The sequence below is a fragment of the Bacillus sp. FSL M7-0003 genome (assembly GCF_038628485.1).
In the GTDB taxonomy this organism is placed as follows: domain Bacteria; phylum Bacillota; class Bacilli; order Bacillales; family Bacillaceae; genus Bacillus; species Bacillus safensis.
On the sequence record NZ_CP152024.1, the window covers coordinates 1,486,572 to 1,508,429 of the forward strand.

General features: G+C 44.4%; 19 protein-coding genes and 1 riboswitch. Of the genes, 18 read left to right on the forward strand and 1 reads right to left on the reverse strand.

The window, feature by feature from the left end; genetic code table 11:
- The first annotated feature begins 54 nt into the window (after positions 1-54).
- From MHI23_RS07555 to MHI23_RS07635, 17 genes are all read left to right on the forward strand, one after another.
- Positions 55-1,383, forward strand: coding sequence for a solute carrier family 23 protein (locus MHI23_RS07555; RefSeq protein ID WP_025092549.1), 1,329 nt, complete (start codon positions 55-57; stop codon positions 1,381-1,383).
- A gap of 130 nt (positions 1,384-1,513) precedes the next feature.
- Positions 1,514-2,437 carry an aspartate carbamoyltransferase catalytic subunit gene (locus tag MHI23_RS07560; protein WP_185854388.1) on the forward strand — a complete coding sequence of 308 codons (924 nt, stop codon included), beginning with the start codon at positions 1,514-1,516 and terminating at the stop codon, positions 2,435-2,437.
- Positions 2,421-3,707 carry a dihydroorotase gene (locus tag MHI23_RS07565; RefSeq protein ID WP_087975465.1) on the forward strand — a complete coding sequence of 429 codons (1,287 nt, stop codon included), beginning with the start codon at positions 2,421-2,423 and terminating at the stop codon, positions 3,705-3,707. Before MHI23_RS07560 ends, MHI23_RS07565 begins: the two co-directional genes overlap by 17 nt.
- Positions 3,704-4,798 (forward strand): carbamoyl phosphate synthase small subunit, encoded by a 1,095-nt coding sequence (locus MHI23_RS07570; protein ID WP_024424230.1) that lies wholly within the window; start codon positions 3,704-3,706, stop codon positions 4,796-4,798. Before MHI23_RS07565 ends, MHI23_RS07570 begins: the two co-directional genes overlap by 4 nt.
- The gene (gene carB, locus MHI23_RS07575) at positions 4,783-7,998 is read left to right on the forward strand and encodes a carbamoyl-phosphate synthase (glutamine-hydrolyzing) large subunit (protein WP_342492413.1); all 3,216 of its coding nucleotides are present in this window, start codon (positions 4,783-4,785) and stop codon (positions 7,996-7,998) included. Before MHI23_RS07570 ends, carB begins: the two co-directional genes overlap by 16 nt.
- Positions 7,995-8,771 carry a dihydroorotate dehydrogenase electron transfer subunit gene (locus MHI23_RS07580; protein ID WP_342492414.1) on the forward strand — a complete coding sequence of 259 codons (777 nt, stop codon included), beginning with the start codon at positions 7,995-7,997 and terminating at the stop codon, positions 8,769-8,771. The genes carB and MHI23_RS07580 overlap by 4 nt, the downstream gene beginning before the upstream one ends.
- Positions 8,765-9,697: a dihydroorotate dehydrogenase gene (locus MHI23_RS07585; RefSeq protein ID WP_342492415.1), complete on the forward strand. Its 933-nt coding sequence runs from the start codon at positions 8,765-8,767 to the stop codon at positions 9,695-9,697. Before MHI23_RS07580 ends, MHI23_RS07585 begins: the two co-directional genes overlap by 7 nt.
- A complete protein-coding gene (gene pyrF, locus MHI23_RS07590) occupies positions 9,669-10,373 on the forward strand; it encodes an orotidine-5'-phosphate decarboxylase (protein ID WP_024424226.1) in 705 nt (234 codons plus the stop codon). The genes MHI23_RS07585 and pyrF overlap by 29 nt, the downstream gene beginning before the upstream one ends.
- A 7-nt stretch (positions 10,374-10,380) precedes the next feature.
- On the forward strand, positions 10,381-11,019 hold the full coding sequence (gene pyrE / locus MHI23_RS07595) for an orotate phosphoribosyltransferase (protein ID WP_285708248.1): 639 nt from the start codon (positions 10,381-10,383) through the stop codon (positions 11,017-11,019).
- Positions 11,020-11,186: 167 nt separating this feature from the next.
- A riboswitch (SAM riboswitch) is annotated at positions 11,187-11,289 on the forward strand.
- 74 nt (positions 11,290-11,363) lie between these two features.
- On the forward strand, positions 11,364-11,510 hold the full coding sequence (locus tag MHI23_RS07600; protein WP_073205135.1) for a YezD family protein: 147 nt from the start codon (positions 11,364-11,366) through the stop codon (positions 11,508-11,510).
- 45 nt (positions 11,511-11,555) lie between these two features.
- Positions 11,556-12,257 carry a phosphoadenylyl-sulfate reductase gene (locus MHI23_RS07605; RefSeq protein WP_342492416.1) on the forward strand — a complete coding sequence of 234 codons (702 nt, stop codon included), beginning with the start codon at positions 11,556-11,558 and terminating at the stop codon, positions 12,255-12,257.
- Positions 12,258-12,270: 13 nt separating this feature from the next.
- Positions 12,271-13,335 carry an inorganic phosphate transporter gene (locus tag MHI23_RS07610; protein ID WP_025092551.1) on the forward strand — a complete coding sequence of 355 codons (1,065 nt, stop codon included), beginning with the start codon at positions 12,271-12,273 and terminating at the stop codon, positions 13,333-13,335.
- A 57-nt stretch (positions 13,336-13,392) separates the two neighbouring features.
- Complete coding sequence (gene sat / locus MHI23_RS07615) at positions 13,393-14,529, forward strand: sulfate adenylyltransferase (RefSeq protein WP_034623673.1); 1,137 nt, start codon at positions 13,393-13,395, stop codon at positions 14,527-14,529.
- Between the two features lie 14 nt (positions 14,530-14,543).
- Complete coding sequence (gene cysC, locus MHI23_RS07620; RefSeq protein ID WP_034623671.1) at positions 14,544-15,137, forward strand: adenylyl-sulfate kinase; 594 nt, start codon at positions 14,544-14,546, stop codon at positions 15,135-15,137.
- 29 nt (positions 15,138-15,166) lie between these two features.
- The gene (gene cobA, locus MHI23_RS07625) at positions 15,167-15,922 is read left to right on the forward strand and encodes a uroporphyrinogen-III C-methyltransferase (protein WP_024424220.1); all 756 of its coding nucleotides are present in this window, start codon (positions 15,167-15,169) and stop codon (positions 15,920-15,922) included.
- Between the two features lie 74 nt (positions 15,923-15,996).
- Entirely contained in the window at positions 15,997-16,782 is a 786-nt protein-coding gene (locus tag MHI23_RS07630; protein WP_342492417.1) for a sirohydrochlorin chelatase, read from the forward strand.
- Complete coding sequence (locus MHI23_RS07635; protein WP_034623668.1) at positions 16,763-17,266, forward strand: NAD(P)-dependent oxidoreductase; 504 nt, start codon at positions 16,763-16,765, stop codon at positions 17,264-17,266. The genes MHI23_RS07630 and MHI23_RS07635 overlap by 20 nt, the downstream gene beginning before the upstream one ends.
- Before the next feature lie 35 nt (positions 17,267-17,301).
- Here MHI23_RS07635 and MHI23_RS07640 read toward each other — a convergent pair whose 3' ends face one another.
- The gene (locus MHI23_RS07640; protein ID WP_342492418.1) at positions 17,302-19,011 is read right to left on the reverse strand and encodes an NFACT RNA binding domain-containing protein; all 1,710 of its coding nucleotides are present in this window, start codon (positions 19,009-19,011) and stop codon (positions 17,302-17,304) included.
- 164 nt (positions 19,012-19,175) lie between these two features.
- Here MHI23_RS07640 and MHI23_RS07645 point away from each other — a divergent pair, with 164 nt between their 5' ends.
- Positions 19,176-21,851 (forward strand): calcium-translocating P-type ATPase, SERCA-type, encoded by a 2,676-nt coding sequence (locus tag MHI23_RS07645; protein ID WP_034623667.1) that lies wholly within the window; start codon positions 19,176-19,178, stop codon positions 21,849-21,851.
- The last annotated feature ends 7 nt before the right edge of the window (positions 21,852-21,858 follow it).

A 21,858-nucleotide genomic window follows, 5' to 3' on the forward strand; every position in this document is an offset into this window, starting at 1 on the left:
CATACTCGCAAAGAGGCTTTTTTAATGAAAAAGGACACATCTAGGAGGAAAATCATGAGTCAGCAAAAAGCCAATTTAGGCATTCGAGATATCCCAAAACCATTCACATGGCTGTCACTTAGCCTTCAGCATTTGTTTGCGATGTTTGGTGCGACCATTCTTGTACCAAAAATCATTGATATGAGTCCAGCCGTCGCGCTCATCTCAAGCGGAGTGGGAACGATTGTTTACTTAATCATCACAAGAGGACAAATTCCGGCGTATCTTGGATCGTCCTTTGCCTTCATCGCCCCCATACTGAATGTGAAAGCAACGGGAGGCCCTGGAGCCGCAATGGTTGGCGCCTTCATGGCGGGTGTCGCTTATGCACTCATCGCCCTATTCATTAAATGGCTCGGCACAGGCTGGCTGATGAAGCTTCTGCCGCCGGTGGTCGTAGGACCAGTCATTATGGTCATCGGACTCGGACTCGCTGGAACAGCAGTCAACATGGCGATGTATGTTGATCCGAATGCAACCGAGCTTGTTTACAGCCTCAAACACTTAATGGTCGCTGGCTTCACACTGGCTGTCACCATTATCAGTATGATTTTCCTAAGAGGATTCCTTAGCTTAATCCCAGTATTAATCGGCATCATCAGCGGCTATCTCTTTGCCTTAACACAAGGCATCGTGAACTTCCAGCCGGTCATTGACGCAAAATGGTTTGCTGTACCAGACTTCGTTGTGCCATTTGTCGACTATACACCTGCTGTGACCTTAAGCATTCTCACAGTGATGGTGCCGGTAGCCTTTGTCACAATGTCTGAGCATATCGGCCACCAAGTGGTGTTAAGTAAGGTCGTAGGACAAGATTTTATTAAAAAACCAGGTCTTCACCGTTCCATTTTAGGAGACAGTGCGGCGACGATCTTCGCTTCACTTATTGGCGGACCACCAACAACAACTTATGGAGAGAACATTGGCGTACTAGCCATCACAAGAGTGTTCAGTATCTTCGTCATCGGCGGAGCAGCCGTGTTTGCGATCTGCTTCGGTTTTGTAGGAAAAATTTCAGCATTAATCAGTACAGTGCCGTCCGCGGTGATGGGAGGCGTTTCGTTCCTGCTCTTTGGAATCATTGCTTCAAGCGGCCTGAGAATTCTGATTGATCATAAAGTGAATTTTGAAGAAAAGCGTAATCTCATTATCGCATCAGTCATCCTAGTCATCGGGATTGGCGGGGCATTCATTGAGGTGAAACAAATCAATCTCACCCTATCTGGAATGGCACTTGCTGCGATTACGGGTGTCCTGTTAAATCTGATCCTGCCGCATCAAAAAGCAGAAGATGACAACTCAAATGAATCAAATACAGAAAACCTTTTAAAAGAAGTCCAGTGAGGCTGACAAGGGTTCTAAATGGAGCAGAATGCACGAAAGTGCCGCTGCTTCTTTTGGAGAACCCTAAGCTGCCGAGGCTTAGGGTTTTTTTGAACCTGAAAGTGATGAAAAACTAGAGGGGGAAGAAAAAATGAATGATTTATCGACAATGAGCAGCTTATCAAAAGAAGAGATTTTACAGCTGATTGAAGAAGCAGCTGCACTCAAAAAAGGGAAACAAGAACATGGATTAGCCGGAGAATTTGTGGCAAACCTTTTCTTTGAACCAAGCACAAGAACACGTTTTAGCTTCGAAGTTGCAGAGAAGAAATTAGGGATGAATGTCCTGAGCTTAGATGCAGCAAGCACCTCCGTTCAAAAGGGCGAAACACTTTACGATACGGTAAAAACACTGGAATCGATCGGAGTAAAGGCATGTGTGATCAGAGACAGCACAGATGAATATTATAACGAGCTGATTGGGAAGGTTGGAATTCCCATCATCAATGCAGGAGATGGCTGCGGGCAGCATCCAACCCAATCACTGCTTGACCTCATGACCATCTTTGAAGAGTTTGGCGGCTTTGAAGGCTTAACGATTTCGATTCATGGAGACATCAAACATAGCAGGGTGGCAAGATCAAATGCTGAGGTTTTATCGAGGCTGGGAGCGACAGTCCTCTTTTCAGGACCTGCTTCCTTCCAGGATAAACAAAACCCTCACGGAACGTATGCCCAAGTAGATGAAGCCATCGCACAATCTGATGTGGTGATGCTGCTTAGAATCCAGCATGAACGGCACGCTGAAAAAATGGGCAGTGAAGATTACTTATCAACTTATGGATTAACAGTAGACAGAGCAAACAAAATGAAAGAACGCGCGATTATTATGCATCCAGCACCAGTAAACAGAGGTGTTGAAATAGATGATTCATTAGTAGAGTCCAAGCAGTCAAGGATTTTCAAACAAATGGAAAATGGCGTTTATATCCGAATGGCTGTATTAAAAAGAGCTTTTCAAAATAGCACACTACATCAAAAAGGGAGAGATTCTGTCTATGTCATATCTCATTAAAAACGGGTTTATCTTAACAAGCACAGGTGAAAGAGTGCAGCAGGATATTAGGGTAAAAGGAAAAGTGATTCAAGCGATTGGTCACCTAGAAAGAGAAGACGGAGAAGAGGTTATTGATGCAGCGGGGCTATTTGTGTCACCAGGCTTGATCGATCTGCATGTGCATTTAAGAGAGCCAGGCGGAGAGAAAAAGGAAACGATTGAAACAGGCTCTAAAGCAGCCGCAAGAGGCGGATTTACGACGATTGCAGCGATGCCGAATACAAGGCCGGTTCCAGATACAAAAGAGCAAATGGAATGGCTGATGAATCGCATCGAAGAAACCTCATCTGTGAGAGTGCTGCCATACGCCTCCATCACAACGAGACAAATTGGGGAAGAGATGACGGATTTTGCAGCACTAAAAGAAGCAGGCGCCTTTGCTTTTACAGATGACGGTGTCGGCATCCAAACAGCAGGCATGATGTACGAAGCGATGAAACAGGCAGCAAGTCTTGATCAAGCGATTGTGGCGCACTGTGAAGATAACTCGCTCATTTACGGCGGGTGCGTTCATGAAGGAGAATTTTCAAAAGCAAATGGGTTAAACGGAATACCGTCAATCTGTGAATCGGTGCATATTGCAAGAGATGTTCTTTTAGCAGAAGCAGCGAACTGTCATTATCATGTATGTCATATCAGTACGAAAGAATCTGTGCGGGTCGTACGCGATGCAAAAAAAGCAGGCATCCGTGTGACGGCTGAGGTGTCACCGCATCACCTGCTGTTGTGTGATACGGACATTCCGGGTCTTGATACAAATTATAAAATGAACCCGCCGCTCAGAGGAACAGAGGATCGCGAGGCATTGATCGAGGGACTGTTAGATGGAACGATTGATTTCATCGCAACAGACCATGCGCCGCATACAGAAGAAGAAAAGAACGAAACGATGCAGCGTGCCCCGTTTGGAATTGTGGGACTTGAAACTGCGTTTCCGCTTCTGTATACACGATTTGTCAAAACAGGCGAATGGACATTAAAAGAACTCGTTGATTATATGACAATCAAACCAGCTGAAGCATTTTCTCTTCCATACGGAAAGCTTGAAGAAGGGCACATAGCTGATATCACACTCATTGATTTAAACAAAGAAATGGCAATCGATAAAAAAAGCTTCTTATCTAAAGGGCAAAATACACCGTTTGACAAATTGACTGTATCAGGATGGCCGGTCATGACACTTGCATCTGGGAAAGTCGTTTATGAAGAGGGGAGACTAGTAAAATGAAGAGACGCTTAGTGCTAGAAAACGGAACAGTATTCGAAGGAACAGGCTTTGGCAGCTTAGAACCATCAGTCGGAGAAGTCGTCTTTAATACAGGGATGACGGGCTATCAAGAAATTTTATCTGATCCATCATACTGCGGACAAATTGTCACACTGACTTACCCGCTAATCGGCAACTATGGCATTAACCGTGACGATTTTGAATCGATCACACCGTTTGTGAAAGGGCTGATTGTGAAAGAGCTTTGTGAAAAGCCCTCAAACTGGCGCTCTTCATATTCACTCGATGAATATTTAAAAATGAAAAACATTCCGGGGCTGAGCGGAATCGATACACGGAAGCTGACTAGAATGATTCGAAGTGCAGGGACTTTAAGAGGGGCATTTGCAGGACCTGATGAACAAGTAGAAGACGTTGTCCGTCGCCTTCAAACATTGCAGCTGCCAACAGATCAAGTGAGTCAAGTATCTGTGAAAAATGCGTACCCAAGCCCAGGCAGAGGAAAAAGAATTGTCCTTGTCGATTTCGGCATGAAGCACGGCATTTTGCGCGAGCTCAATAAACGTGACTGCGACGTCATTGTGGTGCCATACAACATCACTGCAGATGAAGTGCTGCAGCTAAAGCCTGATGGCATCATGCTTTCAAACGGACCTGGAGATCCTGTGGATGTACCGGAAGCCGTTGAGATGATTCAGCAATTGATTGGAAAGGTGCCGCTCTTTGGTATATGCCTCGGACATCAATTATTTGCTCTAGCATGCGGTGCAAGCACAGAAAAAATGAAATTTGGCCACAGAGGATCAAACCATCCGGTGAAAGAACTAGCAACTGGCAAGGTGACACTGACGTCTCAAAACCACGGCTACACGGTTAGCAGTATTAACGAAGACGTGCTCGAAGTCACACATATTGCCCTAAACGACAATACGATTGAAGGATTAAAACATAAAGAAGCACCAGCTTTCACTGTTCAGTACCACCCAGAAGCATCACCGGGTCCAGAAGATGCAAACTACTTATTTGACCAGTTCATGGAAATGATTCATACGACTGAGAAAGAAGGGGAAGAAGTATGCCAAAACGCGTAGACATCAAAAAGATTTTAGTAATCGGATCAGGTCCTATCATCATCGGTCAGGCAGCGGAGTTTGACTATGCAGGTACACAGGCTTGCTTAGCGCTAAAAGAAGAGGGCTATGAAGTCGTTCTTGTGAACTCTAACCCTGCGACCATCATGACAGATACAGAAATGGCTGATAAGGTATACATCGAACCACTGACACCAGAATTTTTAACACGAATCATTCGAAAAGAACGCCCTGATGCGATCTTGCCAACACTTGGCGGGCAAACTGGATTAAACCTTGCTGTTGAATTGTCAGAGCTTGGCGTATTAGCTGAATGCGGCGTTGAAGTACTCGGTACAAAGCTGTCAGCCATCCAAAAAGCAGAGGATAGAGATTTATTCCGTAATTTAATGAATGAACTAAATGAGCCAGTACCAGAAAGTGAAATCATTCATAACCTGGAAGAAGCGATGGCGTTTACAGATCAAATCGGTTTCCCTGTCATCGTCAGACCAGCCTATACATTAGGCGGAACAGGCGGCGGAATTTGTACAAACGAGCAAGAACTGAAGGAAATCGTTGAAAACGGTCTGAAGCTAAGCCCAGTCACACAATGCTTACTTGAAAAAAGCATTGCAGGCTTTAAAGAAATTGAATATGAAGTCATGCGAGACAGCGGTGACCATGCAATCGTTGTTTGTAACATGGAAAACTTTGACCCTGTAGGCATCCATACTGGTGACAGTATTGTTGTAGCCCCAAGCCAAACGTTAAGTGACCGTGAATATCAGCTGCTTCGAAATGTGTCGCTTAAGCTGATCCGTGCACTTGGTATTGAAGGCGGCTGTAACGTACAGCTGGCACTTGATCCAAACAGCTTTCAATACTATATCATCGAGGTAAACCCGCGTGTGAGCCGTTCATCTGCGCTTGCGTCAAAAGCGACAGGCTATCCAATTGCCAAATTGGCAGCGAAAATTGCTGTCGGCTTAACGCTTGATGAAATGATGAACCCAGTCACAGGTAAAACCTATGCAGCCTTCGAGCCGGCACTTGACTATATCGTTTCAAAAATACCGCGCTGGCCTTTCGATAAATTTGAATCTGCGAACAGACGTCTTGGTACGCAAATGAAGGCAACTGGTGAAGTCATGGCGATCGGCCGTACATTAGAAGAGTCTCTTCTAAAGGCTGTACGTTCACTTGAAGCCGATGTGCATCACATTGAATTAAAAGATGAAGCAGACATCACAAATGAAGTGCTTGAAAAGCGGATTATCAAAGCGGGAGACGAACGATTATTTTATATCGCTGAGGCGCTTAGAAGAGGCTATACAGTCGAACAAATACATGAATTCTCAAAAATTGATTACTTCTTCCTTCATAAGCTGGAAGGCATCATTGCCTTTGAGAAGAGATTAAAAGAAAACAAAGGCAATACAGACGTATTAAAAGAAGCGAAAGAAAAAGGCTTCTCAGATATCTACATTAGCCGCGAGTGGGAGATGAACGAAGCGGATGTCTACAAGCTAAGACAAGAAGCAGGCATTGTACCTGTATACAAAATGGTGGATACATGTGCGGCAGAATTTGAATCAGAGACACCATATTTCTACAGCACATATGAAGATGAAAATGAATCAGAACGTACAGACAAGAAAAGCGTTATCGTATTAGGTTCAGGTCCTATCCGAATTGGACAAGGGGTTGAATTTGATTATGCGACTGTTCACTCTGTGTGGGCAATTAAACAAGCAGGCTATGAAGCGATCATTATTAACAACAATCCTGAAACGGTCTCAACAGACTTTAGTATTTCAGATAAGCTCTACTTTGAACCACTCACTGTAGAAGATGTCATGCATATCATCGACCTTGAACAGCCTGAAGGAGTCGTCGTTCAGTTCGGCGGACAAACGGCGATCAACCTAGCAGATGAATTATCAAATAGAGGGGTTAAAATTCTTGGAACTTCTCTAGAAGACCTAGACCGCGCAGAAAACCGGGACAAGTTTGAACAAACGTTAGAAACACTCGGCGTGCCCCAGCCGAAAGGGAAAACAGCAACGTCTGTGTCTGAAGCAGTAGCGATTGCCAATCAAATCGGCTACCCAGTCCTTGTCCGTCCTTCCTATGTATTAGGCGGCCGCGCGATGGAAATTGTGTATCAAGAAGCTGAGCTTCTTCACTACATGGAGAATGCGGTGAAGGTCAACCCGCAGCATCCAGTGTTAATTGACAAGTATTTGACAGGAAAAGAAATTGAAGTAGATGCCGTGTCTGATGGAGAAACTGTCGTAATCCCAGGCATTATGGAACACATTGAAAGAGCCGGAGTTCACTCTGGTGACTCGATTGCGGTCTATCCGCCGCAAACATTGTCTGAGGACATCAAAGCAAAGATCGCAGAATACACGATCAAGCTTGCAAAAGGACTCAACATTATTGGGCTTTTGAACATTCAATTTGTCCTATCAAAAGGTGAAGTGTATGTCCTTGAAGTGAACCCGAGATCAAGCCGGACGGTACCTTTCTTAAGTAAAATTACAGGCATTCCGATGGCAAATCTTGCGACAAAAGTCATCTTAGGAGACAAGCTCAAAAATTATGGCTACGAAGAAGGGCTTCACACAGAGCAAGAAGGAGTGTACGTCAAAGTTCCAGTCTTCTCTTTTGCAAAATTAAGAAGAGTGGATATTACACTCGGGCCTGAAATGAAATCAACAGGCGAAGTCATGGGGAAAGATGTCACGATCGAAAAAGCCCTTTATAAAGGATTGATTGCATCAGGCATCCAAATCCCTAATGACGGAACCGTTCTTCTGACAGTGGCTGATAAGGATAAAGAAGAAGGACTTGAGATCGCAAGAAGATTCCATTCGATCGGCTATCATATTTTAGCAACAGAAGGAACGGCGAATTATTTAAAACAAGCCTCCATTCCATCAAGTGTGGTCGGCAAAATTGGAGAAGAAGGCAAAAATCTTCTTGATGTCATTCGAAACGGGGAAGCCCAATTCGTGATCAACACATTAACAAAAGGAAAACAGCCGGCAAGAGACGGCTTTAGAATTAGACGTGAATCTGTTGAAAACGGAGTGGCTTGCTTAACGTCACTAGATACAGCAGAAGCCATTTTAAGAGTGCTTGAGAGCATGACATTTAGAGCGGATGAAATGCCAGAAGTGAAAACGAATGCTGAGGTGACAGTAACGATATGAAAAAAGCATACTTGACGGTCGTCTCGAACCGAGAGATCGCTGATCATATTTACGAAATGACATTACAAGGTGACCTTGTGGACTCCTTTCAAACGGCTGGACAATTTCTTCATCTAAAGGTCAGTGAATCGATGACACCGCTGCTGAGAAGACCGATCAGTATTGCCAACATTCATGCCGAGCAAAAAGAAGCAACCATCATTTACCGCGCAGAGGGAGAGGGCACAAAGCTCCTCTCCCAAAAGCGGGAGGGAGAATCAGTCGATGTATTAGGGCCGCTTGGAAACGGGTATGATCCTTCAGTCGTCAAGCCCGGAGAGACGGCATTACTAGTCGGCGGCGGAATTGGCGTACCGCCTCTATATGAGCTGTCTAAGCGTTTAACGAAAAAAGGTGTCATCGTAAAGCATGTCCTCGGCTTTCAGTCGAAAAAGGATGTATTTTACGAGGAAAAATTTAGAGCACTCGGCGATACGTTTATTGCAACGGTTGATGGCACATACGGTGCTAAAGGCTTTGTAACAGATGTGATAAAAGAGCAAAACCTGAGCTTTGATGTGCTGTTTTCCTGCGGTCCAACACCTATGCTAAAAGCGCTGAAAGACACGTATCCTGATAAGCCTGTCTACATTTCGATGGAAGAACGAATGGGCTGCGGGATTGGTGCCTGCTTTGCATGTGTCTGTCATACCGATCAGCTCGACAAACCTTACGTCAAAGTGTGTCTTGATGGACCTGTTTTTAAAGCAGAGGAGGTGGCATTGTCATGCTAAACGTTGAGTTACCGGGATTATCTTTAAAGAATCCAATTATCCCTGCATCAGGCTGCTTTGGATTCGGGAGAGAATTTGCATCCTTATATGACCTATCATTGCTGGGCGGTATCATGATCAAAGCCACAACCCTTGAACCGAGATTTGGCAATCCGACTCCAAGGGTAGCCGAGACAGGAGCTGGTATGCTCAATGCAATCGGCCTTCAAAATCCAGGTCTAAAAGGCGTGATTGAAAATGAATTGCCTTGGCTCGAGCAGTTTGATACGCCTATTATTGCGAATGTTGCTGGCTCACAGGTTGAAGATTATGTTGAAGTAGCCAAGCAAATCAGCCAAGCAAAAAATGTTCATGCCCTTGAACTGAATATTTCTTGCCCAAATGTTAAAACCGGCGGAATCGCCTTTGGTACAGATCCAAATATGGCAGCATCATTGACAAAAGCAGTCAAGAAAGTCTCTTCCGTACCTGTCTATGTCAAGCTGTCACCTAACGTAGCCAATATTGTAGAAATTGCTCAAGCGATTGAAGCTGCTGGAGCAGATGGACTCACCATGATTAACACATTAATTGGGATGCGTTTAGATTTAAAAACGGGGAAACCCATCCTTGCCAATAAAACAGGCGGATTATCAGGACCAGCTGTCAAACCTGTCGCTGTACGTATGGTGCATGAGGTGAGTCAAGCGGTTTCTATTCCGATTATCGGGATGGGCGGAGTGCAAAGTGCTGAAGATGTACTTGAATTTTTACTAGCAGGTGCAAGTGCAGTCGCTGTCGGTACAGCGAATTTTGTGAATCCATTTATTTGCCCGGAAATCATTGAAGAATTGCCAAATGTGTTAGCAGCATATGGTTATTCATCTGTAGAGGAATGTATCGGAAGGAGCTGGAAACATGAAGCACTTGCCCATCATCGCGCTTGATTTTCCATCAGGGCAGGACGCGCTTGCCTTTTTAGATCCCTTTGAAGGGACACCATTATTTGTGAAGGTCGGCATGGAGCTGTTTTACCAAGAAGGACCTGCCATCCTTGATGCGCTGAAAGAAAAAAATTGCCGCATTTTTCTCGATCTAAAATTACATGACATTCCAACAACGGTGCAAAAAGCGATGAACCGGCTTGCCGCACTTGGCGTTGATTTGGTCAATGTGCATGCTGCTGGCGGGAAACGAATGATGCAGGCTGCATTAGAGGGACTTGAAAGCGGGACTCCTGCTGGACAAAGCCGTCCGGGCATTATTGCAGTGACCCAGCTGACTAGTACGTCAGAAGACATGATGAGAAACGAATTACTCATTGACCGTCCGCTGCAAGAGACTGTGATCCGGTACGGACAATTAGCATATGAAAGTGGACTGGACGGTGTTGTTTGCTCTGTTCATGAATCTAAAGCACTTCATGAACATATCTCACCCTCTTTTCTCACTGTAACGCCAGGGATTCGCTTACCGAATGATCAAACCGATGACCAAAAGCGTGTGGCGACACCTGCCTATGCAAAAGAGCAAGGTGTTTCACAAATCGTTGTCGGGAGATCAATCACAAAAGCTGATAAACCAATAGAAGCCTATCATCAAATTTTGAAAGAGTGGGAGTGACTGCCAGATGAAATCAAAAATCGCGAAACATCTATTACAAATCAAAGCGGTCTCATTAAAACCAGACGAACCGTTTACATGGGCGAGCGGTATAAAATCACCGATCTATTGTGATAACCGCCTCACATTATCATATCCAGAAGTCAGACACGACATTGCGGAAGGTCTAAAAGATTTGATTCTCACTCATTTCAAGGGAGCAGAGGTTGTCGCGGGTACTGCAACAGCAGGCATTCCGCATGCGGCATTAGCAGCAGACCGCTTGAACATCCCGATGTGTTATGTCAGAAGTAAGCCGAAAGCACACGGCAAAGGAAATCAAATTGAAGGGGCCGTATCGAAAGGCCAAAAGGTTGTCGTCGTCGAAGACCTTATTTCCACAGGAGGCAGTGTGCTGGAAGTGGTTGCTGCTCTTCAAGCTGAGGGCTGCGAGGTACTAGGAGTTGCCGCAATCTTCACATACGGACTGCCAAAAGCAGCGGCCGCTTTTCAAGAAAAAAATATTTCATATGTCACCCTGACAGACTATGACACATTGACAGACGTGGCACTTGAACTGAAAGCGATTGAGCCGTCTGCGATGAACAAACTAAAACGCTGGAGACAAGACCCTTCCTCTGAATCTTGGATGGAAGAAACGGTCTGAAAAGTCAAAGTCCATCGTTAACAATTTTAAAGCTGTGCCTGCCCGCACGGCTTTTTTATTTGGGTAAAAATAGTAAAATAGACTCAAATTTTAATAAAAACTAATCCTATCAATAAAGTCGGGTTGACTTTTGTTTGAATTGTGTTAATATTTAAGACAAATTGAAACTCTTATCCAGAGAGGTGGAGGGACTGGCCCGATGAAACCCGGCAACCTGCGATTCGCAAGGTGCTACTTCCTGCAAAATGATTCTATTTTGAAAGATAAGGAAATTGTGAGCTTCCTCATCTTTCTTTCGGACTGAAAGAAAGTTTTTTTATTTTAACGGTGAGGAGGAAGAGGAGATGGAAGTGAAACAAAATCAGGATGAGGACTTAGTAAAGCATATGCAAGAACTGATTGGGGATATGAAATTCGGTTCAATTACGTTAATTGTTCAGGACGGTCAAGTGATTCAAGTGGAAAAAAACGAAAAAATTAGATTAAAGTAGTGCGGAAAATAGCAATATGAGCGGTACTCCGGAAGGGGAGAAATCATGTTAACTTATGAAAATTGGCAAGAGCCGTCCATTACATTTCAAGAGGATGATTTGTATAAAGGAGCCCTGTCTGTACTGAAATGGGCGTACGGTCATTATGGTGACCAGCTCGTATATGCGTGCAGCTTTGGGATTGAGGGCATCGTTCTAATTGATCTGATTGCAAAAGTAAAAAAAGATGCGAGAATTGTCTTTTTAGATACAGGTCTGCATTTTAAAGAAACTTACGACACAATTGATGCGGTAAAGGAAAGATATCCGGGCTTAGATATTGTACTGAAAACGCCTGAGCTGACGGTTGAACAGCAAAATGAGCAGCACGGTGAACAATTATGGAAAACAGATCCTCAAAGCTGCTGTCATATGCGTAAGGTCATTCCTTTGCAAGAAGCCTTATCTGGTTATCCAGCATGGCTTTCTGGTTTAAGAAGAGAGCAGTCACCAAAACGAGCAGGGACGAATTTCTTAAATAAGGATGAAAAATTCAAATCAGTGAAAGTATGTCCGCTCATCCATTGGACGTGGAAGGACATATGGAGATATGCATCTAGAGAGGAACTTACTTATAATCCGCTGCATGACCAAGGATATCCAAGTATCGGCTGTGCACCGTGTACACAGCCAGCATTTACTGCAGATGATCTGCGTTCTGGCAGATGGTCAGGCACACCAAAGACAGAGTGCGGATTACATGAGTAAGGGAGCATAATGTATGGAAATCGCCGCAATTTTATTTAGTCTATTCTTTGCTTTAAACATAGGCGCAAGCGGAGCAGCTGCTTCTATGGGCATTGCGTATGGATCAGGTGCCATTCAAAAGCCCATTTATGCGCTCAGTTTTTGTGCAGTTGGGATATTAGCAGGTTCAGTGATTGGCGGCGGTGAGGTCGTCAAAACGATCAGCTCTGGTATTATGCCAGAATCAGTCATTACACTTGAAATCGTTTGTATTATCATTGGTTCTGCTGCACTATCACTTTTCATAGCAAATCTGATGGCGATTCCTTTATCAACAAGTGAGGTCACAGTAGGGGCTGTAGTTGGTGTGGCAGTCGCATATAAAGTTTTGTTTGTGAAATCCATTTTAGTGATTGTGGCTTTTTGGGTCATCATCCCGCTTTTCGCCTTTCTTTTTACCTTTGCTGTCGTCAAAATCATCAGAATGTTCCCTAAACGGAAGCTGTCTAAAAAAGGCACAGCTATTTTATCTATCGTATTAATTCTCAGCGGATTTTTAGAGGCATTTTCAGCCGGTATGAACAATGTGGCAAATGCCGTCGGCCCGCTCGTCGCTTCAGGCGTTTTGTCAGTTGGGCAGGGAACACTTTACGGCGGAATCTTCGTCGCAGCAGGGGCCCTCTTGCTAGGCAGAAGAGTACTGGAAACAAACGGAAAGAAAATTACCCGCTATCAAACAGGCGAAGGGATTTTACTTTCGAGTACCGGTGCCGGGCTTGTCATCGTCAGCTCTATTTTTGGGCTGCCCGTTCCACTTACGCAAATCACCTCCTCGTCTATTATCGGGCTTGGAATGGCAAAAGGCGGGCCTAACATTTTTCACAAACATGTGGTGAAAAAAATGCTGAAGGTATGGGTGGTCTCACCTTTCTTATCACTCAGCCTATCGTATTTGCTTGTGAGCCTTTTCTTAAAAGGAGACTATTACTCTATCTTTATCATGATGAGTGTACTGCTTGCCTCACTTGGTGCGCTGAGTCTGATGAAAGCAGTCAAAAATGAAAGCAGCTCTATTCATGAACAGGGCGGCGGGATTTAACCATAAATCCGACTATTAACATCTAATAAATATGAACATTGAGAGGAAGATGAACAAATGAGTTTAACACCACATGGTGGCGTATTAATTAATCGAGTAAATGAAGAATATGATCTCAGCACGGCTGCGAAGGAAATTGAACTAGATGCGATTTCCTTTGCAGACCTTGAACTCATTGCAATTGGCGGATATAGTCCAATTGAAGGGTTTTTAACAAAAGCTGATTATGAAGCAGTTGTAAGCAATATGCGGCTAGCAAGTGGTGTCGTTTGGTCTCTTCCTATTACACTGCCAGTGACAAAAGAAAAGGCGGCGGAAATCCATCAAGGCGATATTGTGCGCTTATCCTACAATGGAACTGTATATGGGGTCATTGAAGTAGAGGATCAATACACACCAGATAAGGAAAAAGAAGCGGTGAATGTCTATAAAACAGATGACCGCAATCATCCAGGCGTGAAAAAATTATTTGAACGCGGCGATACTTACATTGGCGGAAAAATTACACTGACGAAACGCAGTGAAAAACCATTCCCTCAATTTACGTATGAGCCAGAAGAAACAAGACGTCATTTTAAAGAAAACGGCTGGAAAACCATTGTTGGTTTCCAAACGAGAAACCCGGTTCACCGTGCTCATGAATATATTCAAAAAACAGCACTGGAAACAGTCGATGGTTTATTTTTAAATCCTCTTGTCGGTGAAACAAAATCTGACGACATCCCGGCAGATGTAAGAATGAAAAGCTATCAAGTGTTATTGGACGGTTATTATCCAAAAGACCGCGTCTTTTTAGGTGTTTTTCCTGCTGCAATGCGTTATGCTGGACCAAAGGAAGCCATTTTTCATGCGCTAGTACGGAAAAATTATGGCTGCACCCATTTTATTGTCGGAAGAGATCATGCAGGTGTTGGTGACTATTACGGCACATACGAGGCGCAGGAACTATTTGATCAATTTACAAGCGAAGAAATCGGCATTACTCCATTAAAATTTGAACACAGCTTCTACTGTAATACATGTGAAGCGATGGCCACTCCAAAAACGTGTCCTCACGACAAAAGCGAGCATGTCATTCTTTCAGGTACAAAGGTTCGAACAATGCTGAGAAACGGTGAATTACCACCAAGCACGTTCAGCCGAAAAGAAGTCATTGAAACATTAATCGAAGGATTAAAAACGACGGTATCTTAACGGGAGGGTATGACATGAGCAACGAACATATCGTGTGGCATGATTCATCTATTACAAAAAAAGAATATCAACAAAAAAACAATCATACGAGCGGCATTATCTGGCTTACAGGTCTAAGCGGGTCAGGTAAATCAACGATCGCGAATGCAGCTGCAAGAGAGCTGTTTGAACAAGGCTACCAAGTCACAGTTCTTGACGGCGATAACATGCGGCACGGACTCAATAAAGATCTAGGGTTTTCAGATGATGACAGAAAAGAAAACATCCGCCGGATCGGAGAAGTGGCGAAATTATTTGTGGAGCAAGGAACGATTGTCATCACTGCTTTTATTTCTCCATTTCAGGAAGACCGCCACACTGTCAGACAGTTGGTCGAAGAGGGAGAATTTCACGAAGTGTTTGTCAAATGTGATCTGAACGTGTGTGAAGAGCGTGATCCAAAAGGGTTATATAAAAAGGCGAGAAACGGTGAAATTCCATTTTTCACTGGAATCGATTCACCGTATGAAGAGCCTGCTGCGCCTGAGCTTGTATTAGATACAGGGGAATTATCCCGTGAGGAATCTAAACAGCGTCTTGTTGATTATGTAAAAGGAACAACGAAATAATCGCCTGATGGCAGGGGGAGAAAAGCAAGATGGGGAAAGTATACATTGTGGGTGCTGGACCCGGTGACCCAGATTTAATCACATTAAAGGCCCATAAGGCGATACAGCAGGCAGATGTCATCTTATATGATCGTCTTGTCAATCAAGAAATTCTCGCCCATGCCAAACCGGAGGCGGAATTGATTTATTGCGGCAAGCTGCCAAATCATCATACAATGAGGCAGGAAGCCATCAATGATGCGCTTGTGGCTCATGCAAAGGAAGGGAACGTTGTCGTTCGGCTGAAAGGCGGCGACCCCTTTGTCTTTGGCCGCGGCGGTGAAGAAATCGAATGCTTAGCTGAGCACGGAATTCCGTATGAGGTCGTCCCAGGAATTACTTCTGGGATTGCAGCGGCTGCTTATGCGGGCATCCCTGTGACACATCGTGAATTCAGCTCAAATGTTGCTTTTGTCACGGGCCACTATCAAAAGGATGAACATTTTGAAGAAAAGTGGGAGGCGCTGGCTACAGGGATTGATACTCTTGTGATTTACATGGGTGTCAAAAACGTGGAAAGAGTGCAGCGCCTGCTTTTAAAAAATGGACGGGACCCAGAAACACCCGCTGCATTTATACACTGGGGAACCACAACAAGGCAAAAGACAACTTGCTGTACGGTTGCGACACTGTCTGAAACTGTTGAAAAAGAAGGGATCGAGCATCCAAGTTTAATTGTTGTTGGAGATGTCGTTCATTTTCATCAAAAGCTGAACTGGTTTGAACCCGCATTAATCGAGAAATGAGAATGGTAGAGAAAAGACACGTGCATACATCGTGTCTTTTCGTCTGATGAAAACAAGTGAGAGGGAGGAGCCGCATGAAACAAGCTGTCCTTTATGTTGGGCATGGAAGCAGGGTGAAAGAAGCACAAGATAAGGCCATTTCTTTTATGAAAAGCTGTATGCCGTTAGTGAAAGCAGATATACAAGAAATTTGTTTTTTAGAGCTGACGGACCCTTCTATAGAAGAAGGATTTGAGGCCTGTGTGAAAAAAGGAGCGACACACATTGCAATCGTCCCGCTCCTCCTTTTGACTGCCATGCATGCCAAATCGGATATCCCGGTCGAAATTGAGAAAGTGCGTGCGCGTTTCCCGCAAGTGAAGGTCACATATGGAAAGCCGATCGGGGTGAATCAAGAAGTAACAAAAGCGGTTGCCGCAAGAATTAAAGAAGCAGGATATCAAGGCGAGCGCGCGCGGATTCTTTTAATTGGCCGCGGGAGTTCTGATCCGGATGTGAAGCGAGATGTGTTTGGCATTGCAGACGATGTCCGAAGCCTGCTTCCGTATGCAGAGGTTCTTCCGTGTTTTATTACAGCATGCGAGCCAAATTATCGAGATGTTCTCGCGCAGTTATCAGAAGATGACGATGGGCCTGCTTATATCGTTCCTTACTTACTGTTTACGGGGATTTTAATGAAAGAAATTGAAAGTGAAGCCGCTCAGGCGAGAAAGCGGCTGAATGATGTCCGGGTATGCCGGTATATTGGCTTTCATCCGCATGTCAAAGCGGCTTATATTGAACGAGTGCTAGAAACCATTTTAAACAAAGACGATGCGTTTCGTTTCCGAGGAGAAAGCCATGCTTCCAGTCCATCTTGATTTAACCAATAAACAAGTGGTCATCGCCGGTGGCGGATCTGTCGCATTAAGAAGAGCAAAGGCATTGTGTACGGAGTCTTGCCATATAACTGTTGTGAGTCCTGATCTTTCTGAAGAGATGGCGTGCCTCATTGATACATACGCATTGAATTGGAAGGAAAAGAAGGTGGGCGCTGAAGATTTGAAGGATGCGTTTTTCATTGTAGCTGCTACAAACGACCCTTTGGTAAATGAATGGATTGCACAAACAGCGCAGCCTCACCAGCTCGTGAATTGTGTGAGCCAATCTGAGCTCGGCAATGTGATGATGCCGAAGGTTGTCAAAGCAGGAAAAGTGACGATTTCAGTCTCTACAAGCGGTGCAAGCCCCGCCCGGACAAAACAGCTGGCTGCGGCAATTGAATCCTTGCTTGAAGAAGAGGATATTGACGCACTTGATGCCCTTTACATCGAAAGAAAAAAACGACAAAGAAAAAGCCGATAAAATCCTTACAGGAGATTTTATCGGCTTTTTTTTATTTATTTTCTCAGCTTGAGCACAAGATCTTCGTCAGGCGTGACAAATAATGTTTGCTGCTGATCATACGTAACAAAGCCTGGCTTTGCTCCGTTTGGTTTTTTCACATGCCGGATTTTTGTATAGTCGACAGGTACGGAGCTGGACTCTTTTGCCTTTGAAAAATAGGCGGCAATTTGAGCCGCTTCAAGCAGCGTTTGTTCATCAGGTGCTTGGTGGCGGATGACGACATGTGACCCAGGAATATCCTTTGTATGCAGCCAAATATCATCACGAGCAGCTGCCTTTGTAGTCAAATACTCGTTTTGTTTGTTGTTTTTTCCGACTAAAATTGGTATGCCTTGGGATGATTCATACGTTTCGAGCTGAATGGCCGCCGGTTTTTTCTTTTTGGCGAGACGCTTTTGTTTGGCGCGTAAATATTTTCCTTCAACAAGCTCTTCTCTCATTTCCTCTAAATCCTTCGGTGAAGCAGAGGACAGCTGCTGAATCAGCTCTTCAAAATAAGCAATTTCTTCATGTGTCCGCTTAATTTGTTCATTTACAGCTTCTACAGCATTTTTTGCCTTTTGATATTTTGTAAAATATGCCTGGGCATTTTCAGAAGGGGTTTTGTTTGTTTTGAGCGGAATCGTGATTTCTCCGCCGTCTTCATCGTAATAATTGATGACAGTCGCTTCTTTATCCCCTTTTTTAATCGCATATAAATTGGCTGTTAACAGCTCACCATAGAGCTGATATTTGTGTGCATCTTGAGATTCTTCAAGTGTTCTTTTTAGCTTTTTCAGCTTGTTTTCATTTTTCTTTTTTTCATTGACGACAAACCGTTCAAGGTCCGCTGCCTGCTGTTTGACTCTATCTCTCTCAGCTTTTCCAAAATAAAAGCGGTCAAGCAGCTGGCTGAGTGAGTCGAATGTCTTCATCTCGCCATGGACATGCTGAAGCTCTAATAAATAGAAATACTCTTTTCCGTCTTTTCTTGTGAGCTGCGGTGTAAAAGAATGCATGCGAATGAGCTGGAACATGTCGAGCAGTGTATTTGGAATCGTTTCTTGATTGGCAAGACCGGCCCGGTGTACAACTTCCTTTGCAAACAGCGGGGAAACCCCAGAGAAGGTATCGACAATTTGATTTGCGATCTTTCCTTCTTGAAAGCGTAAATGCTTCAAAATATCATCCTTTGTCACGTCAAAAGGATTCAATTTTTGCTGCGCAGGCGGCAGAAGGTATTCATGACCAGGAAGCACCGTTCGATAGCTGTTCACAGATGGAGAAAGGTGTTTCAAACCATCAATGATCTGCTGCGTTCCATCCTCTACCAGAATGAAATTACTATGACGTCCCATGATTTCAATGTAAAGCTTACGCGCCTGCTCATCACCAATTTCATTTCGGCTTCTCACATGAAGCACGATCACCCGGTCAAATCCAATCTGTTCAAAACGTTCAATGAAGCCGCCCTCAAGATGCTTTCTGAGGAGCATACAAAACATTGGCGGCTCGCTTGGATTGTCGTATTGATGCTCAGTGAGCTGCACTCTCGCATAGCTCGGATGAGCCGATAAAAGGAGCTTATGATTTTTCCCGTTTGCCCGAATATGAAATATCAGCTCGTGCTTATATGGCTGATGGATTTTAGAAATCCTCCCGCCAGTTAATGTCTCTTGCAATTCATTTGTCATACCATATGTAAAAATGCCGTCAAATGACATGTTGGATACACCCTCTTCTTTCACACAAATCTACTGAAAGAACTTCCGTTTTCTCGTTCTTTAGGCAGTCTTATTATTATAGCATGATTTAGGACGAGTCTGAATAAACTGGCTTATAGAACACTGCATATGAGAGAGAACAAAAGAGGAGTGGACGAGGTCAAATGAATTGGCATGAACTGAACCAAACCGATTTATTAAAAACAATGAATACATCGATAGGTGACGGACTGTCAGAAAAAGATGTACAAAAGCGGCTTGAAAAACACGGGCCAAATGAATTGCAGGAAGGAAAAAAGGCGTCGGCTCTGATCATTTTTTTAGCACAGTTTAAAGATTTCATGGTGTTAATCTTGCTTGCAGCAACAATCATTTCTGCCTTTTTAGGAGAATACATTGATGCTGTTGCGATTGTAGCCATTGTTTTGATTAATGGTGTACTCGGCTTTTATCAAGAGCGCCGGGCGGAAAAATCCCTTCAAGCGTTAAAAGAATTATCAACTCCGCATGTATATGCAAGGAGAAATAATGAATGGGTCAAGATCCCGTCTAAACATCTCGTGCCAGGGGATATTGTGAAATTTTCAAGCGGAGACCGGATTGGGGCAGATATTAGATTACTAGAAACAAAGAGCTTAGAAATTGAGGAGTCCGCTCTCACTGGCGAGTCTATCCCAGCGGTCAAACACGCAAGTCCTCTTTCAAGCAGCCATGTCTCACTTGGAGATTTGACGAACATGGCCTTTATGGGGACGCTTGTTACTAGAGGAAGCGGCGTAGGGGTTGTCATTGGTACAGGAATGAATACGGCAATGGGACAAATTGCCGGTATGCTGGATGCAGCAGGTAATATGGAAACGCCGCTGCAAAGGCGTCTCGAGCAGCTCGGGAAAATTCTGATTGTGGCTGCTTTATTTTTAACGGTGCTCGTAGTGGTTCTCGGTGTTGTGCAAGGACATGAATTGTATCATATGTTCCTAGCGGGAGTATCTCTTGCTGTTGCGGCAATTCCAGAAGGACTGCCGGCGATTGTCACTGTCGCACTTTCCCTAGGGGTGCAGCGGATGATCAAACAGAAATCGATCGTCAGAAAGCTCCCGGCTGTGGAAACACTCGGCTGCGCGTCAATCATTTGCTCAGATAAAACAGGAACGATGACGCAAAATAAAATGACCGTGACTCATGTATGGGCAGAGGGGAAAACGTGGAATATTTCTGGCACAGGCTACGAGCCATCCGGTGACTTTACCTTAAACGGAGAAATCGTCCATGCCGACAAGCACCCAAGCCTGCAAAAGGTGTTATTATACGGGGCGCTTTGTAATACATCGACCATCGTTGAAAAAGACGGGGAGATGAGGCTTGATGGCGATCCGACAGAGGGGGCGCTTCTTACCGCAGCACGTAAAGCGGGTTTTACAGAGCAATTCATTGAAGCTGGATTTCATGTCATTGAGGAGTTTCCTTTTGACTCAGAAAGAAAGATGATGTCAGTCGTCGTTGAAACGAATCAAAAAGAGCGGTATGTCATTGCAAAAGGTGCGCCGGATGTACTAATGAACCGTTCAAGTCATATCATGCACGGCGGACGCACAGCTTCTTTTTCAGCAACTCACAGGCAAGAAGCAGAAGCTGCGATTCAAGGGTTAGCAAGACAGGCGCTTAGAACCATTGCCATTGCGTATAAAAAAGTCCGTCTGACAGAAAAAATCACCTCTGTAAAGCAGGCTGAAACCGATTTAACATTTATCGGGTTAGAGGGCATGATCGATCCACCGCGTCCTGAAGTCAGACGAGCGATTAAAGAGTGCCGGGATGCCGGGATTAAAACGGTCATGATTACAGGCGACCACGTAGAAACGGCCAAAGCGATCGCCAAAGACTTGAGCCTTTTACCGAAGCAAGGACAGGTGCTCGACGGGAAAGCGCTTGATCAGATGAGCGACAAAGAGCTTGAGCAAACGGCTGAAAATGTATACGTCTTTGCCCGGGTTTCCCCTGAGCATAAACTGAGAATTGTCAAAGCCTATCAAAAAAATGGGCATGTTGTGGCGATGACAGGTGATGGGGTCAATGATGCACCTGCCATTAAACAAGCAGATATCGGCATCTCCATGGGCATCACTGGAACAGACGTAGCCAAAGAAGCATCTTCTCTTATTTTACTTGACGACAACTTTGCGACCATAAAATCCGCCATTAAAGAGGGCCGGAATATTTATGAAAACATTCGTAAGTTTGTCCGTTATTTGCTGGCATCAAATGTCGGAGAAATTTTGGTCATGCTGTTTGCGATGCTGCTCGCGCTGCCGCTGCCGCTCGTTCCTATACAAATCTTATGGGTAAACCTTGTCACAGATGGTCTGCCGGCTATGGCACTTGGCATGGATAAGCCAGAAGGCGATGTCATGAAGAGAAAGCCGCGGAATGTGAAAGAGGGCATTTTTGCTAGAGGGCTTGGCTGGAAGGTCATTTCAAGAGGCTTCCTCATCGGACTTGCGACCCTTTTGGCATTTATATTTGTGTATCACCGCGATCCAAACAACCTGCAATATGCACAGACTGTCGCATTTAGTACGCTTGTTTTGGCGCAGCTCATTCATGTATTTGACTGCCGCAGTGAACGGTCCATTTTTGAACGTAATCCATTTGGGAACCTTTATTTGATCGGTGCGGTTTTGTCATCACTTTTGCTCATGCTTGTGGTCATTTATTACCCGCCGCTTCAGCCGATTTTCAAAACGGTCGCGGTTGCACCAATTGATTGGCTGCTGATCATCGGGATGTCTGCACTGCCAACTTTTTTACTGGCAGGATCACTTTTGACAAGAAAAAAATAATTGATTA

Bases quoted from the DNA above. Each gene is read 5' to 3' on its own strand.
- MHI23_RS07585 (WP_342492415.1), top strand. From the start codon at position 8,765: ATGCTAAACGTTGAGTTACCGGGATTATCTTTAAAGAATCCAATTATC.
- MHI23_RS07580 (WP_342492414.1), top strand. From the start codon at position 7,995: ATGAAAAAAGCATACTTGACGGTCGTCTCGAACCGAGAGATCGCTGAT.
- MHI23_RS07635 (WP_034623668.1), top strand. From the start codon at position 16,763: ATGCTTCCAGTCCATCTTGATTTAACCAATAAACAAGTGGTCATCGCC.
- MHI23_RS07555 (WP_025092549.1), top strand. From the start codon at position 55: ATGAGTCAGCAAAAAGCCAATTTAGGCATTCGAGATATCCCAAAACCA.
- MHI23_RS07610 (WP_025092551.1), top strand. From the start codon at position 12,271: ATGGAAATCGCCGCAATTTTATTTAGTCTATTCTTTGCTTTAAACATA.
- MHI23_RS07560 (WP_185854388.1), top strand. From the start codon at position 1,514: ATGAATGATTTATCGACAATGAGCAGCTTATCAAAAGAAGAGATTTTA.
- MHI23_RS07630 (WP_342492417.1), top strand. From the start codon at position 15,997: ATGAAACAAGCTGTCCTTTATGTTGGGCATGGAAGCAGGGTGAAAGAA.
- cobA (WP_024424220.1), top strand. From the start codon at position 15,167: ATGGGGAAAGTATACATTGTGGGTGCTGGACCCGGTGACCCAGATTTA.
- MHI23_RS07605 (WP_342492416.1), top strand. From the start codon at position 11,556: ATGTTAACTTATGAAAATTGGCAAGAGCCGTCCATTACATTTCAAGAG.
- MHI23_RS07565 (WP_087975465.1), top strand. From the start codon at position 2,421: ATGTCATATCTCATTAAAAACGGGTTTATCTTAACAAGCACAGGTGAA.
- pyrF (WP_024424226.1), top strand. From the start codon at position 9,669: ATGAAGCACTTGCCCATCATCGCGCTTGATTTTCCATCAGGGCAGGAC.
- MHI23_RS07640 (WP_342492418.1), bottom strand. From the start codon at position 19,011: ATGTCATTTGACGGCATTTTTACATATGGTATGACAAATGAATTGCAA.
- MHI23_RS07600 (WP_073205135.1), top strand. From the start codon at position 11,364: ATGGAAGTGAAACAAAATCAGGATGAGGACTTAGTAAAGCATATGCAA.
- carB (WP_342492413.1), top strand. From the start codon at position 4,783: ATGCCAAAACGCGTAGACATCAAAAAGATTTTAGTAATCGGATCAGGT.
- cysC (WP_034623671.1), top strand. From the start codon at position 14,544: ATGAGCAACGAACATATCGTGTGGCATGATTCATCTATTACAAAAAAA.
- sat (WP_034623673.1), top strand. From the start codon at position 13,393: ATGAGTTTAACACCACATGGTGGCGTATTAATTAATCGAGTAAATGAA.
- MHI23_RS07645 (WP_034623667.1), top strand. From the start codon at position 19,176: ATGAATTGGCATGAACTGAACCAAACCGATTTATTAAAAACAATGAAT.
- pyrE (WP_285708248.1), top strand. From the start codon at position 10,381: ATGAAATCAAAAATCGCGAAACATCTATTACAAATCAAAGCGGTCTCA.
- MHI23_RS07570 (WP_024424230.1), top strand. From the start codon at position 3,704: ATGAAGAGACGCTTAGTGCTAGAAAACGGAACAGTATTCGAAGGAACA.